Below are 14239 nucleotides of genomic sequence, written 5' to 3'. Positions count from 1 at the left end.
CTTTCGGTGCGGTCAGGCAGTCAGCGCCAGGCAGAGCATCCCTATGTAATAGGTCAGCAGATTGGCGGCCCGCAGCCAGCCCCGCTTTTTATGGTAAAAATAAAGAAACAGCAGCAGCGCGTCGGAGGCGAAAAACAGCACCGCGCCCGCCGCGGTCAGGGCGCTGCGGGGGCTGGGCGCACCCAGCCAGCCCGCCAGGGCCAGGCTGGTCATCAGCCCCACGCACAGCGCGTAGACAAAGGCCGCCGGGGCCAGCTTTTTCAGCTTGAACCGGCGCTTGTCCCGGATGCACAGGGCCGCCGCCCCCGCCACCAGCGCGGGCAGCGCCAGGATTGGCCGCAGCCGCACCCCCGGCGCGCGGGCAAACAGCACGCAGAACCCCGCGTGGGCCCCCATGAACGCCACCGTGCCCGCCAGGAAAAACCGGCTGAAAAAGCCCGCGTGCAGGTTGGCCACTCCCAGCAGCACATCCCCCGCCAGGCAGGCCAGCAGGCAGACCATCAGCAGGGCAAAATAGCCGCTGTTCACCCCGCTTTGAGCGTGGCAGGCCAGGGCCGTGGCCACAAAGCCCAGGCTGGCGGCAGTCTTGGCCGCCGGGTACAGGTGAAAATGCCGGCGGCTGTAGGCGATGCGCAGCAGAAGCGCCAGCAGCGCCAGCGACAGAACAATGCAGAAAATGACCATAGTCCAGAGGGTTCCTTTCCGGCCGGGGCCGTTTCTTTTCCCAGTATACCCCAACAGGGGCCCGGCTGTCTACGGACGGGCACAAAACCGCTGCAATTGCGCCGCCGCCATTGAAAAACCGCGCGGAATGTGGTATCGTACAAAGATAGGACACTCTGGTATTGAGGAGCGAAAAACATGGCTGAAAGAATAAACAATTTTCTGACCGAGATCATCGACGCCGACCTGGCCGAGGGCCGGGTCAAAGAGATACACACCCGGTTCCCGCCGGAGCCCAACGGCTACCTGCACATCGGCAGCGCCAAGGCCATCTGGATCAACTGGGGCATTGCCAACCAGTACGGCGGCAAGTTCAACCTGCGGTTCGACGACACCAACCCGGTGCGGGAGGACGAGGAGTACGTGAACAGCATCCGGGAAGACCTGGAGTGGCTGGGCGCGGTGCCCAACGGGGGCATCTTCTACGGCAGCGACTATTTTGACAAGTGCTACGAGTACGCCGAAAAGCTGATCCTGGACGGCAAGGCCTACGTGGATGACCTGACCCGCGAGGAGATGCAGGAGTACCGTGGCCAGGACGCGGGCAAGCCCAGCCGTCCCAGCCCCTACCGGGACCGCACCCCCGAGGAAAACTTGGACCTGTTCCGCCGCATGCGGGCGGGCGAGTTTGCCGACGGGGAAAAGACCCTGCGCGCCAAGATCGACCTGGCCAGCCCCAACATGAACCTGCGCGACCCGGCCATCTACCGGATCAAGCACGTGAGCCATCACCGCCAGGGGGACAAGTGGTGCATCTACCCCCTGTACGACTTTGCCCATCCCATCCAGGACGCGCTGGAGGGCATCACCCACTCCATGTGCAGCATCGAGTTTGAGAACCACCGTCCCCTGTACGAGTGGGTCATCAACAACCTGGACCTGGGGCCCTATCCCATCCAGCGCGAGTTTGCCCGCCTGAACGTGACCCACACCGTCATGAGCAAGCGCTACCTGCGCGAGCTGGTGGAGCAGGGCATCGTGGACGGCTGGGACGATCCCCGGATGCCCACCCTCTGCGGCCTGCGCCGCCGGGGCTACAGCCCGTCCAGCATCTTCACCTTTGTACAGAAAGCGGGCGTGGCCAAGAACTACAGCCTGGTGGACAACCGCCTGCTGGACTGGTGCGTGCGCACCGAGATGGAGCTGTCCGCCCCGCGGCGGATGGCGGTCACCGATCCCATCAAGCTGACCATCACCAACTACCCCGCCGACAAGGTGGAGTACTTTGACATCCCCAACAACCCCAACCGGGAAGCGAACGACACCAGCACCCGCCCGGTGGCCTTCTGCGGCGAACTGTGGATCGAGCGGGCCGACTTTGCCCAGGTGCCGCCGCCCAAGTTCCAGCGCCTCAAGCCCGGCGGCGAGGTACGGCTCATGGGCGCCTACATCGTGCGCTGCGACGAAGTTGTCTGCGACGAAGCCGGCAACGTGACCGAGCTGCGCTGCACCGCCGACCTGGAGACCGGCAACGGCAATCCCGTGGATGGCCGCAAGGTCAAGGGCACCATCCACTGGGTCAGCCGCCGCCACGCGGTGGACGCCAGGGTGCGCCTGTACGACAACCTGTTCACCCTGGAGAACATGGGCGACCTGCCGGAGGGCGCGGGCTATCAGGATTACCTGAACCAGGACAGCGTCACCGAGCTGCCCAACGCCAAGCTGGAGGCCAGCCTGGCCGACGCCAAGCCCGGCGAGCGGTTCCAGTTCGTGCGTATGGGCTACTTTACCCCGGACAGCCGCAACGAGGGCGTCTGGAACCGGATCGTGACCCTGAAGGACAGCTTCAGCAAGACCCTGTAAAGGAGCCGGAGCATCATTATGGAAGAAAAGGAACAGGCGGGGCAGACCCCCCGCGTTGACGTGGCGGCCCAGTTGCGGCACGCATTTTCGCCCGGCAGCCTGCGCTGGTTTGCCCTGCTGAACCTGGGGCTGCTGCTCACCGCGGCCGGGACACATTTCTTCAAGTCCCCCAACCACTTTGCCATCGGCGGCACCACCGGCCTGTCCATCATTCTGGCCGATATCCTGCCGGGCGCCAACGTGGGCAGCATGATGTTTGCCATCAACACCCTGCTGGTGGTGATCGGGCTGATCTTCCTGGGGCGCAAGGCCATCGGCAGCACCATCTATTCCAGCTTTGCCCTCAGCGCCTATATCAGCCTGCTGGATGTGATCTGGCCCATGCAGTCCGCTTTCACCCAGGACACCATGCTGGAACTCTGCTACGCGGTGATCCTGCCCGCGGCGGGCAGCGCCATCGTCTTTAACCTGGGCGCGTCCACCGGCGGCACCGACATTGTGGCCATGATCCTGGCCCAGAAAACCAGCCTGGAGATCGGCCGGGCGCTGCTGCTCAGCGACTTCCTGATCACCGTCTGGGCGGGCAGCCTGTTCGGCATCCGCATCGGTTTGTACTGTGTGCTGGGCCTGCTGGCCCGGGCCTTTGTGGTGGACGGCGTCATCGACGGTATCAACCAGCGCAAAAAGGTCACCATCGTCAGCAAGGAAGCGGAGGCCATCCGGGGGTTTATCCTGGAAAAGCTCAACCGCAGCGCTACGGTGCACACCGCCTACGGGGCCTACTCCCACCGGGAGATCGAGGAGCTTACCACCGTGCTCACCCGTGCCCAGGCGGTGGCCCTGCGCAACTATATCCGCCGGATCGATCCGGGCGCCTTTATCACCATCGTCAATACCAGCGAAACCATGGGCAAGGGATTCCGCGCCGTGTAACCGTTGCCCTCACACCGCACAGCTTCGGCTGTGCGGTATTTTGCTAAGAAAGGAAGCGTATCTTCATGCCGCAGCTTACCATGGACCGGGCCCGCGAACTGCTGGCCTCCACCACCACCGAAGCCCACCTGTTTGAACATGCCATCGGCGTAAGCGCCGCCATGGGCGCCATGGCCCGGCACTTCGGCCAGGACCCCGCCTACTGGGAGGCGGTGGGCTACCTGCACGACTACGATTACGAGCAGTTCTCCGAGGAGCACCTGCACCACACCGAACAGCCCCTGCGGGACGCCGGGGTGGACGAGGAGAGCATCCGGGCCATCCTGGCCCACGGCTGGGGCCTGTGCACCGATACTGAGCCGGTGACCGACCTGGAAAAGAGCCTGTTCACCGTGGACGAGCTCACCGGCCTGATCGCCGCCACCGCCCGGATGCGGCCGGGCGGTTTGTCCGATTTGGAGGCCTCCAGCGTAAAAAAGAAGTTCAAGGACAAGCGGTTCGCCGCCAAGATCGACCGGGCGGTCATCGCCCAGGGCTGCGAGATGCTGGGTATGGACCTGACCGAGGTGATCGGGCTGTGCATCGAGGGGATGCGCGCCCATATGGACGAGTTGGGCCTGGGCCCCCGGGAGGGCTGACCGCCTGCTTTTTCAGCTGAACAAATCTGATTCCGGTCCCCGGGCGCTGTGCGCCCGGGGATCTTTTTTATAGTTCACCTTGTAGATATCCCACAATAAAAGTATGACTTTTATAGAGAAAAGAAACAAAAATTGTAAAGTTTTTGTGAATCCGCTACAAAAAGGCCCGCTCCGCCCGGCCGCCATTGTGTAGGCAGCCAAACATTGCCGGGCCGTCTTGCCAAGAGCGGGGACGGTAGGCTACAATGGTTGCGTCAAACGCGGCCGCTTTTTGCCGGCCGCGCCGTGTTTTTTTCTTTTACGACAAAACAGGGGGATCATCACTATGAAAAAGTTTCTGAGCATCCTGCTGGCTGTCTGCCTGCTGGCCTTGTGCCTGGCCGGCTGCGGCGCCAGCTCTTCCGGCAGCCAGGCCGCGGGCGGCAGCAGCGCCGCTGCGGGCGGTGACGCCACCGGCGCGGGCATCCCCGCCGACCAGATCAAGGTGGGCGTGATCCACATCGGCGACCCTGCCGACGGCAGCGGCTACAGCTACGCCCATGACCAGGGCATCGTGGGCATGCAGCAGGCGCTGGGCCTGTCCGATGACCAGATCATCCGCAAGAACAACGTGGCCGACGATGACGCCGCCGCTATCCAGACCGCTCTGGAAGAGCTGGTGGAAGCCGGCTGCAACATCATCTTTGCCACCAGCTGGGGCTACATGGACTACTGCGAGGCCATGGCCGAGGAGTATCCCGACATCATCTTCAGCCACGGCACCGGCTCCAAGAGCAACGGCACCAACTTCAACAACTACTTCGGCCGCATCTACCAGGCCCGCTACCTGAGCGGCGTGGCCGCCGGCCTGAACACCAAGAGCAACAAGATCGGCTATGTGGCTGCCTGGGGCACCGAGAACGGTGAGGTCACCAGCGGCTGCGACGCTTTCGCCATGGGCGTGTACAGCGTGAACCCGGACGCCGAGGTCTACGTGAAGACCACCAACAGCTGGTACGATCCCGAAGGCGAAAAGGCTGCCGCCCAGGCCCTGATCGATCTGGGCTGCGACGTGATCGGCCAGCACTGCGACACCCCCAACCCCCAGCTGGCGGCTGAGGAAGCCGGCGTGTACGGCGTGGGCTACAACAGCGACATGGCCAAGGACGCCCCCGGCGCGGTGCTCACCAGCGTGGTCTGGAACTGGTCTGCCTACTACACCACCGCTGTGCAGAACGTGATCGACGGCACCTGGGTGGCCGGCGAGAAGGTGGACAACTACTACGGCGGCCTGGCCGAGGGCTTTGTGGACATCACCGACCTGAGCGATCTGTGCGCCGAGGGCACCGCCGAAGCGGTGGAGGAAGCCCGCGCCAAGATCCTGAGCGGCGAGTGGGACGTCTTCGACGGCGAGATCGAGGGCAACGACGGCCAGATGCACACCAGCGAGTACTACCTGGATGTGAACTGGTACTTCAAGAACGTGGTGGTCAAGTAATCACCGCCAACAGCAACCTTTTGGGCGGCCCTTTCCGGCCGCCCTTTTCCGGTCTTATTCCAAACGCTGCGAACGAGGTGACGATATGGAACAAACGGTACAGACCGCCATCCGCTGCCGGGGCATCACCAAGCGGTTCGGCGAGGTGGTGGCCAACGACGGCATCGAGCTGGAGGTGCGCTACGGGGAGGTGCTGGCCCTGCTGGGCGAAAACGGCAGCGGCAAAACCACCCTGATGAACATGATCAGCGGCATCTACCATCCGGACGAAGGGGTCATTGAGGTGGACGGCGCCCCCGCCGCCATCGGCAGCCCCGCCGACGCCCAGGCGCTGGGCATCGGCATGATCCACCAGCACTTCAAGCTGGTGGAGCCTTTCAGCGCCATGGACAACATCGTGCTGGGCACAAAGGAAAAGCGCCTGCCCGCCAAGGCCCTGCGCCGCAAGGTGCTGGAACTGTGCGAGACCTACGGCCTGACCATCGAGCCGGAGAAGCCGGTGCGGGAGATGAGCGTTTCCGAAAAGCAGACGGTGGAGATTCTGAAGGTGCTCTACCGGGGCGCCCGCATCCTGATCCTGGACGAGCCCACCGCCGTGCTGACCCCCCAGGAGACCGACAAGCTGTTTGCCATCCTGCGGCAGATGCGCGCCAAGGGCTGCGCCATCATCATCATCACCCATAAGCTCAACGAGGTGCTGGCCATCAGCGACCGGGTGACCATCCTGCGGCGGGGCCGCAGCGTGGACACGGTGGAGACCGCCGGGGTGGACGCCGCCCGCCTGACCGAGCTGATGGTGGGCCGCAAGGTGAGCCTGTCCATCCGCCGCCCCGAGCCGAAGGACCCGCAGACCATCCTGAAGGTGGTGGATCTGGGCGTCACCCGGCCGGACGGCAGCGCCGCCCTGACCGACGTGAACTTTACCATCCGCACGGGCGAGATCCTGGGCGTAGCCGGTGTGGCCGGCAGCGGCCAGAAGGAGCTGTGCGAGGTGCTGGCCGGCCTGCTGCCCGCCCAGAAGGGCGCGGCGCTGTACCACAAGGAGAACATCCTGGGCAAAAGCCCTGCCGAGATCATCAACCTGGGCATCAGCATGAGCTTTGTGCCGGAGGACCGTCTGGGCATGGGCCTGGTGGCGGGCATGGGCATGACCGACAACATGCTGCTGAAAAGCTACCGGGAGGGCAAAGGCCCCTTTGTGGACCGGGCCCCCGCCCGCGCCCTGGCCGAGAGCCTGATCAAGGAACTGAACATCGTGACCCCCGGCACCGAGACCCCGGTGCGGATGCTCAGCGGCGGCAACGTGCAGAAGGTGCTGCTGGGCCGTGAGATCGAGTCCGGCCCCAACCTGCTGATCACCGCCTATCCGGTGCGCGGGCTGGACATCAACTCCAGCTATGTGATCTACGATCTGCTCAACCAGCAGAAAGAAAAAGGGGTGGCGGTGGTCTTCATCGGCGAGGACCTGGACGTGCTGCTGGAACTGTGCGACCGGATCCTGGTGCTCTGCCACGGGCGGGTCACCGGCGTGGCCGACGCCCGCACCGCCACCAAGGAACAGATCGGCCGGATGATGACCGGCGAGGAGGTGGACCTGTGAGCCAGACAAAACTGCATTCCGAGCCCCTGCTGCGGGTGGTCAAGCGGGCCGAGCGCCCCGCCGGCCAGGCCGCGGCCCTGCGCGCCGTGGCCGTGGTGCTGAGCATCGTGGCGGGCGGCGTGTTCCTGCTGGCGCTGGGCCAGAACCCGCTGGCGGTCTACGGCACCATGCTCAGCGGCGCGTTCCGCAGCGCCATGGCCATCCAGGGCACCGTGCGCTATGCCATCCCCCTGTGCATCAGCGCCCTGGCTGTGACCCTGGCTTTCAAGATGAAGTTCTGGAACATCGGCGGCGAGGGTCAGCTGATCATGGGCGCGGTGTTCGCCAGCTATTTTGCCTTGTACCACGCCAACCTGCCCCATGTGGTGCTGCTGGTCATCATGGCCCTGGCCGGGGCGCTGGGCGGCGGGCTGTGGGCCCTGATCCCGGCGGTGTGCAAGGTGCGCTGGGGCACCAACGAGACCCTGTTCACCCTGATGCTCAACTATATCGCCCTGTATATCGTGCAGTACCTGCGGGACGGCCCCTGGCGCGACCCGGAGTCCGCGGGCTTCAGCAAGGTGGCCCGGTTTGATAAGAACGTGGCGCTGGACAAGCTGTTCGGCGTGCACATCGGCTGGGTGATCGCCCTGGTGCTCACCGTGGTGATCTGGGTGTACCTGCGGCGCACCAAGCAGGGCTATGAGATCGCCGTGGTGGGCGAAAGCCAGGATACCGCCCGTTACGCCGGTATCCCGGTGCGCCGGGTGGTGCTGCGCACCATGTTCCTGAGCGGCGCGGTGGCGGGCCTGTGCGGCATGGTGCAGGTGGCCGGGCAGGACATGACCCTCTCCATCGGCGTGGCCGGCGGCGTGGGCTTTACCGCCATCATCGTGGCCTGGCTGTGCCAGCTGCACCCGGGCATGATCGCCCTGGTCAGCCTGTGCTTCGGCGTGATGGAAAAGGGCAGCGGCGTGGTGCAGTCGGATCTGGGCCTCTCCGCCGACTGTGCCGACGTGCTGCAGGGCGTGATCCTGTTCTTTATCCTGGCCAGTGAGTTCTTTGTGCGCTACGCCTTTGTGGCGCGTAAGAAAGGGGGCGCGCGCTGATGGATCTGTTTCTGAAATTTCTCGTGGCGGCGGTGGCCGCCGGTACGCCGCTGCTGTTCGGCACGGTGGGCGAGATCCTCACCGAAAAGGTGGGCCATCTGAACCTGGGCGTGGAGGGCATGATGGCCCTGGGCGCCTGCGCGGGCTTTATGGCCGGCTACGCCACCGACAACCTGCTGCTGGCCTGGCTGGCCGCCTTTGCCGCCGGGCTGGGCGGGGCGCTGATCTACGCGGTGCTTACCGTCACCTTTATGGCCAACCAGAACGTGGCCGGCCTGACCCTGACCATCTTCGGGGTGGGCCTGTCCAACTTCTTCGGCATCTACATGCTGGGCAAAAGCGAGAGCGGCAGCCTGAAGCTGCCCGAGGCGGTCACCGCCCAGATGCGCAGCGTGGACATCCCGGTGCTCAGCGACCTGCCGGTGGTGGGGCCGCTGCTGTTCCAGTACAATCCCTTTGTCTATCTGGGCATCGCGGTGGCGCTGGTCTGCGCCTGGTACCTGTTCCGCACCAAGACCGGCCTGAACGTGCAGGCCATCGGGGAAAACCCCGGCGCGGCCGACGCGGCCAGCATTGACGTGACCCGCTGGAAGTACGTGAACATCCTGCTGGGCGGCGGCATCTGCGGCATCGGCGGGGCCTACTGCAGCATGATCATCAACGGCGGCGTCTGGCTCAGCGACAGCGTGGGCGGCCTGGGCTGGATCGCGGTGGCGCTGGTCATCTTCGCCGCCTGGAAGCCCCATATGGCCATCTGGGGCAGCCTGGTGTTCGGTGCGCTGCGGGTGCTGGAATACTACGTGCCCCAGAGCATGGGCATCCCGGCGGCGCTGTACAAGATGCTGCCCTTCCTGATGACGGCGCTGGTGCTGGTGATCAGCAGCATGCGCCGCAGCGCGGGCAGCCGCATCCCCGGCAGCCTGGGTGTCAACTACTTCCGGGAAGAGCGCTGACAGACAACAAGAAAAAGGAGCGGGGCACAGGCCCCGCTCCTTTTTTGCAGAACGGCGAAAGCGGCTTATTCCGGCGGGGTGAGAAGGGTAAAGCGGTTTTTGCGGAACCGGATCAGCCCGTCCTTTTCCATCCGGCGAAGCTCATGGGAGAGCGCGCTGCGGTTTACACACAGGTAACAGGCCAGTTCCTCGCGGGAAAAGGGGATGGAAAAGCTGCTGCTTTTCCGGCGGGTGGCCTGCATGCTCAGATAGGCCAGAATCCGCTGGCGCAGCCCGTGCTGGGAAAGAATGGTCAGCTGGTAGTGCTTTTTCATGTTGTCGTGGGAGAGGATCAGCAGCGCCTGGCGCATCACCGTCAGACATTCCTCCGGTGTGAGCGGGTCCGGCCGGGTGAGCGGCGCGGCGGGCAGATACAGCACCCGGGTGGGTTCCCTGGCGATCGCGTAGTAGGGGGGAGGCCTGGGTGTGGGTAAACACCAGGTCGATCCCCAGCAGGCCGCCCGGCCAAAGCACCGCCATCAGGCTGCTGGCCCCGCTGGGAAACAGCTGCAGGATCTGCACCCGTCCCTCCAGAATAATGCCCGGCTGTTCCTGGGCCTGCTGCGGGTGCAGCAGCGCCTCTCCGGCGGCATACTGGCGCTCGGTGGCCAGCGGCAGCAGCTTGCGGCGCAGAACCTCTTCCCCCAAGCTTCCCAGCAGCCGGTCCCGTTTCAGGCAGTCCAGCCATTCTTCCATCGTCATTCCTCCGTTCCGGCACAGCGGGCTTTTCTTCATTATAGCAAAAAGTTGGCCCACCAACTTACTTTTACCGGCAAGAATGCTATAATCGATAAAAATTCCGGCAAAGGCCGGCAAAAAAGGAGCATTTTGGCGATGAAAGAAAAAAGTATGCTTCGTGTGGCGGGCCTGTGCATGGGTCTGGTACTGGCTCTGACGGGCTGCCGGTGGTGTTCAGCCACAACGGCATTGTGATTGCCCAGCTTACGGTGAACCTTCCCTTTGCGGTGCAGCTGGTCTCCACGGCTTTCCGCCGGGCAGACCGGAAACTGGAATACGTGGCGGGCCTGCTGGGCGCGGGGGAGGCGCGGCGCTTTTTTACCATCCTGCTGCCCCTGTGCCGCCACAGCCTGGCCGGGGCGCTGGTGCTGGTCTGGTCCCGGGCGCTGGGGGAGTTCGGCGCAACCCTCATGCTGGTGGGGGTGACCCGCATGAAGACCGAGACCCTGCCGGCAAACATCTATCTGAACGTGAGCGCCAACGATTTGAACGGTGCGCTGGCCAGCGCGTTTTTGCTGCTGGCCATCTCGGCGGCGTCGCTGGCGGTGGCATCCCGGTTCACCCGCGTGGACAAAAAGAGAGGGCGCTATGAGTGAGCCGGTACTGGAACTGAAAGAGGTAACCCTGCGGCGGGGCCGCTTTTCGCTGGAGGGGGTGAACCTGTCGCTGGCCGGGGGCGAGATCCTGGCCCTGCTGGGCCGCACCGGCGCGGGCAAGACCCTTTTGCTGGAAAGCGCCGCCGGCTTCTGTGCGCCCTCCGGCGGGCAGGCGCTGTTCCGCGGGCAGGAGGTGCGCCGCATCCCGCTGCACCGGCGCAATATCGGGTACCTGTATCAGGAATACAGCCTGTTCCCGCATCTGACGGCGGCGCAGAACATCGGCTATGGGCTGCGGGTGCGGCATATGCGCCGGGACGAGGTGCACCGTCAGGTGCAGCAGCTGGCGGCACGGTTCGGGCTGGAGCGGGTGCTGGACCAGTATCCGGGCACTTTGAGCGGCGGCGAGCAGCAGCGCGTGGCGCTGGCCCGCGCCCTGGCACCGCGGCCCGCCCTGCTGCTGCTGGACGAGCCGTTTTCCGCCCTGGACCCGGTGACCAAAAAACAGCTGCATGGCTTGCTGCGCCGGATCCGGCAGGAGTTTGGCTGCGCGGTGCTGTTTGTGACCCACGATTTTACCGAGGCGCAGGACCTGGCCGACCGGGTGGGGGTGCTGGCGGGGGGAAGACTGTGCGGCATTGCCCCGGCCGCCGATCTGTACCGGGCGTCCTGGCCCGCCCCGGCCCTGGAATTTTTGAGGCTTGCGGAACAAAAGAGAGGAGAAACAGCCCATGACGCAGACACAGCTGTATGAACGGTTGAAAAAAGAATTTGCCCGTATCGTGGCCGAGAACGGGCTGGCGGAGGAACCGGTGGCGGTGCGCTGCCGCGCCCTCACGCCGGAAGAGGCCATCGGCAACACCCGCCGCACCGATTTTCCCATTCTGGAGGGCAAGGACGTGATGATCCAGGCGGAATACCGGGGCAGCCGGGGGCAGGCGTTCACCGATGCGCCGGCCGCCTTCTCCGGTACGCTGGCCCAGGTGCTGGCGCTGAACATCCTGCAGGACGCCCACGCCCGGGGCCTGTTCATCGCCTGCATGAACGCGGTGATGGCCCATCTGGGCCGCTGCACCGGAACGGTGCACTGCCGTACCCAGGGGCCGGAACAGTGCGCTGTGGATATGCACGCCTGGCTGGACACAGAGTACCCGAATGCCCGGCGGGTGGGGCTGGTGGGCTATCAGCCCGCCTTGCTGGAGATGCTGGCGGGCAGCGGCCGTCAGGTGCGGGTGCTGGACCTGAACCCGGAAAATGTGGGGGCGGCCCGCTTCGGCGTCCGGGTGGAGGACGGCGCCCGGGCCCGGGAAGACCTGATCCAGTGGGCGGACCTGATCCTGTGCACCGGCAGCACGCTGTGCAACGGCACCCTTGTGGATTACATGGAGCTGCCCGTTCCGGTGGTGTTCTTTGGCATCACGCTGGCAGGCAGCGCGGAACTGCTGGGGCTGCGGCGGGTCTGCTTTGCGGACCGGTACGAATAAACCAAACGGCGGCGCGCCGGCTCTCTGCGGACACAAAAAGGTCCGCCGGGGCCGGCGCGCTGTTTTCTGCCCAAAACCACCTCGGAATTTTGCGGATTCTGTGATACAATAAAAGGCAATACGATCACAGGAGAAGAACGCGATGAAACGAATTTGTGCAGGTGTGCTGGCCCATGTGGACGCGGGCAAAACCACCCTGTCCGAGGCGCTGCTCTACACGGGCGGCGCCATCCGAAAAATGGGCCGGGTGGATCACGGGGACGCCTTTCTGGATACCGATGCCATCGAGCGGGCCCGGGGCATCACCGTGTTTGCCAAGCAGGCGGTGATCCGAACCCCGGCGCTGGAGCTGACCCTGCTGGACACCCCGGGTCACGTGGATTTCTCCGCCGAGACCGAGCGCACCCTCCAGGCGCTGGACGTGGCGGTGCTGGTGGTCAGCGGGGTGGACGGGGTACAGGCCCACACCCGCACCCTGTGGGAACTGCTGGCCCGTTACCGGGTTCCCACCCTGCTCTTTGTAAACAAGACCGACCTGCCCGGGCTGCCCCGGCCCCGGCTGATGGAACAGCTGCGCACCGCGCTGGACGGCGGCTGCGTGGATATGGACGACCCCGACCTGGCGGAGCAGCTGGCGCTGTGCAGCGAGGAACTGATGGAGCGGTACCTGGAGGGCGCGCCCCTCACCGACGGTGACCTGTCGGCGCTGATCGGGCAGCGCAAGGCCTTTCCCTGCTATTTCGGCTCGGCGCTGAAAGGGGAGGGGGTGGCCCGGCTGCTGGACGCCATGGAACGGCTGGTTCCCGAGCCGCCCCGGGGCGCGGAGTTTGCCGCGCTGGTCTACAAGATCGGCCGGGACGCCCAGGGGGTGCGGCTCAGCTGGCTTAAAATCACCGGCGGGGAACTGCCGGTCAAAACCACCCTGCCCGGCCCGGACGGCCCGGAAAAGGTGGATCAGATCCGGGTGTATTCCGGCGAAAAGTTCACCGCGGTGCAGAAGGTGGTGGCCGGGCAGGTGTGCGCGGTCACCGGCCTGGACCATACCCGGCCCGGCCAGGGCCTGGGGGCGCAGGCACCCGCCCGCGCTCCGCTGCTGGAACCGGTGAGCAGCTGCGAACTGCTGCTGCCCGACGGGGTGGACCCCCACACCGCCCTGGGCAAGCTGCGCCAGCTGGAGGAGGAAGACCCCCAGCTGCACTTGGGCTGGGACGAGCGGGCGGGCTGCATCCGCCTGCAGGCCATGGGCCCGGTGCAGCAGGAGATACTGCAGGGGCTGATCGCCCGCCGGTACGGCTGGCAGGTGGATTTTGGCCCGGCACGTATCCTGTACCGGGAAACCATCGCCGCCCCGGTGGCGGGGGCGGGCCATTTTGAGCCGCTGCGCCACTACGCAGAGGTACACCTGCTGCTGGAGCCGGGCCCCCGGGGCAGCGGGATACAGTTTGCCAGCCGCTGCCCCACCGACCAGCTGGAGGGCAGCTGGCAGCGGCTGATTTTAAGCCAGCTGGCCGAAACGCCGCTGCGGGGGGGGCTGACCGGCGCGCCCCTCACCGACGTGGTCATCACGCTGGCGGCGGGCAAGGCCCATCTGAAACACACCGAAGGCGGGGACTTCCGCCAGGCGGCCCGCCGGGCGGTGCGCCAGGGCCTGATGCAGGCGGAGAACCTGCTGCTGGAACCCTGGTACGACTTCCGGCTGGAACTGCCCGCAGGCAATCTGGGCCGTGCCATGACCGACCTGGAGCGGATGGGGGCCGAGTTTGCCCCGCCCGAGCAGAACGGGGAACAGGCCGTCCTCACCGGCAGTGTGCCCGCCGCCGCGCTGCAGGATTACGCCGCCGAGCTGGCGGCCTACAGCCGGGGGCAGGGGCGGCTGAGCTGCACCCCCTGCGGTTACCGCCCCTGCCGCGACCCGGCCCCGGTGATCGCCGCCGCCGGGTACGACCCGGAACGGGATGTGGACGACCCGGCGGATTCGGTGTTCTGCAGCCACGGCGCCGGGGTGGTGGTGCCCTGGCGGGAGGCCGCGGGCAGGATGCATGTGCAGAATCCGCTGGCGCCCCGCCGCCCGGCCCCGGAACCGGACCCCATCCGCTCCAGGTCGGTCATGGCACGGCCCAGATTGCCTGCGGGCAGTTCCAGCCGGAAGTCGTACCAGGGTTCCAGC

14 protein-coding genes are annotated in these 14239 nt (G+C 65.5%); 12 read left to right on the top strand and 2 right to left on the bottom strand.

Translation table 11 applies throughout. The annotated features are described in order from the left end of the window. Positions 1-12 precede the first annotated feature (12 nt). Entirely contained in the window at positions 13-684 is a 672-nt protein-coding gene (locus tag B5E65_RS14755) for a lysoplasmalogenase family protein (protein WP_087172527.1), read from the bottom strand. A 177-nt stretch (positions 685-861) separates the two neighbouring features. On the opposite strand from B5E65_RS14755, the gene B5E65_RS14750 reads away from it, so the two are divergent. The 7 genes from B5E65_RS14750 to B5E65_RS14720 all read left to right on the top strand — a co-directional run bounded on the left by B5E65_RS14750 (position 862) and on the right by B5E65_RS14720 (position 9215). Further along, positions 862-2526 (top strand): glutamine--tRNA ligase/YqeY domain fusion protein, encoded by a 1665-nt coding sequence (locus B5E65_RS14750; RefSeq protein ID WP_087172526.1) that lies wholly within the window; start codon positions 862-864, stop codon positions 2524-2526. Between the two features lie 18 nt (positions 2527-2544). Continuing rightward, on the top strand, positions 2545-3459 hold the full coding sequence (locus tag B5E65_RS14745) for a YitT family protein (protein WP_087172525.1): 915 nt from the start codon (positions 2545-2547) through the stop codon (positions 3457-3459). Positions 3460-3524: 65 nt separating this feature from the next. Next, entirely contained in the window at positions 3525-4097 is a 573-nt protein-coding gene (locus B5E65_RS14740) for a hypothetical protein (protein ID WP_087172524.1), read from the top strand. 325 nt (positions 4098-4422) lie between these two features. Next, the gene (locus tag B5E65_RS14735; RefSeq protein ID WP_087172523.1) at positions 4423-5574 is read left to right on the top strand and encodes a BMP family ABC transporter substrate-binding protein; all 1152 of its coding nucleotides are present in this window, start codon (positions 4423-4425) and stop codon (positions 5572-5574) included. Between the two features lie 85 nt (positions 5575-5659). Next, positions 5660-7174, top strand: coding sequence for an ABC transporter ATP-binding protein (locus B5E65_RS14730; protein ID WP_087172522.1), 1515 nt, complete (start codon positions 5660-5662; stop codon positions 7172-7174). Beyond that, positions 7171-8262: an ABC transporter permease gene (locus tag B5E65_RS14725; RefSeq protein WP_242957573.1), complete on the top strand. Its 1092-nt coding sequence runs from the start codon at positions 7171-7173 to the stop codon at positions 8260-8262. Before B5E65_RS14730 ends, B5E65_RS14725 begins: the two co-directional genes overlap by 4 nt. Further along, the gene (locus tag B5E65_RS14720) at positions 8262-9215 is read left to right on the top strand and encodes an ABC transporter permease (protein WP_087172521.1); all 954 of its coding nucleotides are present in this window, start codon (positions 8262-8264) and stop codon (positions 9213-9215) included. Before B5E65_RS14725 ends, B5E65_RS14720 begins: the two co-directional genes overlap by 1 nt. A gap of 65 nt (positions 9216-9280) precedes the next feature. Here the strand turns inward: B5E65_RS14720 and B5E65_RS14715 are convergent, their stop codons facing one another. Beyond that, the gene (locus tag B5E65_RS14715) at positions 9281-9634 is read right to left on the bottom strand and encodes a Crp/Fnr family transcriptional regulator (RefSeq protein ID WP_087172520.1); all 354 of its coding nucleotides are present in this window, start codon (positions 9632-9634) and stop codon (positions 9281-9283) included. Between the two features lie 46 nt (positions 9635-9680). Between B5E65_RS14715 and B5E65_RS14710 the strand changes: the two genes are divergently transcribed. The 5 genes from B5E65_RS14710 to B5E65_RS14690 form a co-directional block, all read left to right on the top strand. Continuing rightward, complete coding sequence (locus tag B5E65_RS14710; RefSeq protein WP_087172519.1) at positions 9681-10187, top strand: hypothetical protein; 507 nt, start codon at positions 9681-9683, stop codon at positions 10185-10187. After that, positions 10124-10588 carry a molybdate ABC transporter permease subunit gene (locus B5E65_RS14705; protein WP_087172518.1) on the top strand — a complete coding sequence of 155 codons (465 nt, stop codon included), beginning with the start codon at positions 10124-10126 and terminating at the stop codon, positions 10586-10588. Before B5E65_RS14710 ends, B5E65_RS14705 begins: the two co-directional genes overlap by 64 nt. Beyond that, positions 10581-11342, top strand: a complete 762-nt coding sequence (locus B5E65_RS14700; protein ID WP_087172517.1) for an ABC transporter ATP-binding protein — start codon at positions 10581-10583, stop codon at positions 11340-11342. The genes B5E65_RS14705 and B5E65_RS14700 overlap by 8 nt, the downstream gene beginning before the upstream one ends. Beyond that, a complete protein-coding gene (locus B5E65_RS14695) occupies positions 11320-12072 on the top strand; it encodes a Rossmann-like domain-containing protein (RefSeq protein ID WP_087172516.1) in 753 nt (250 codons plus the stop codon). The genes B5E65_RS14700 and B5E65_RS14695 overlap by 23 nt, the downstream gene beginning before the upstream one ends. 142 nt (positions 12073-12214) lie before the next feature. Further along, positions 12215-14239: elongation factor G (locus B5E65_RS14690; RefSeq protein WP_143403041.1), on the top strand; the 2025-nt coding region annotated here is incomplete at its 3' end.

This window comes from Gemmiger sp. An120 (assembly GCF_002160955.1).
In the GTDB taxonomy this organism is placed as follows: domain Bacteria; phylum Bacillota; class Clostridia; order Oscillospirales; family Ruminococcaceae; genus Gemmiger_A; species Gemmiger_A avium.
This window is presented reverse-complemented; position numbering and strand designations above follow the sequence as displayed.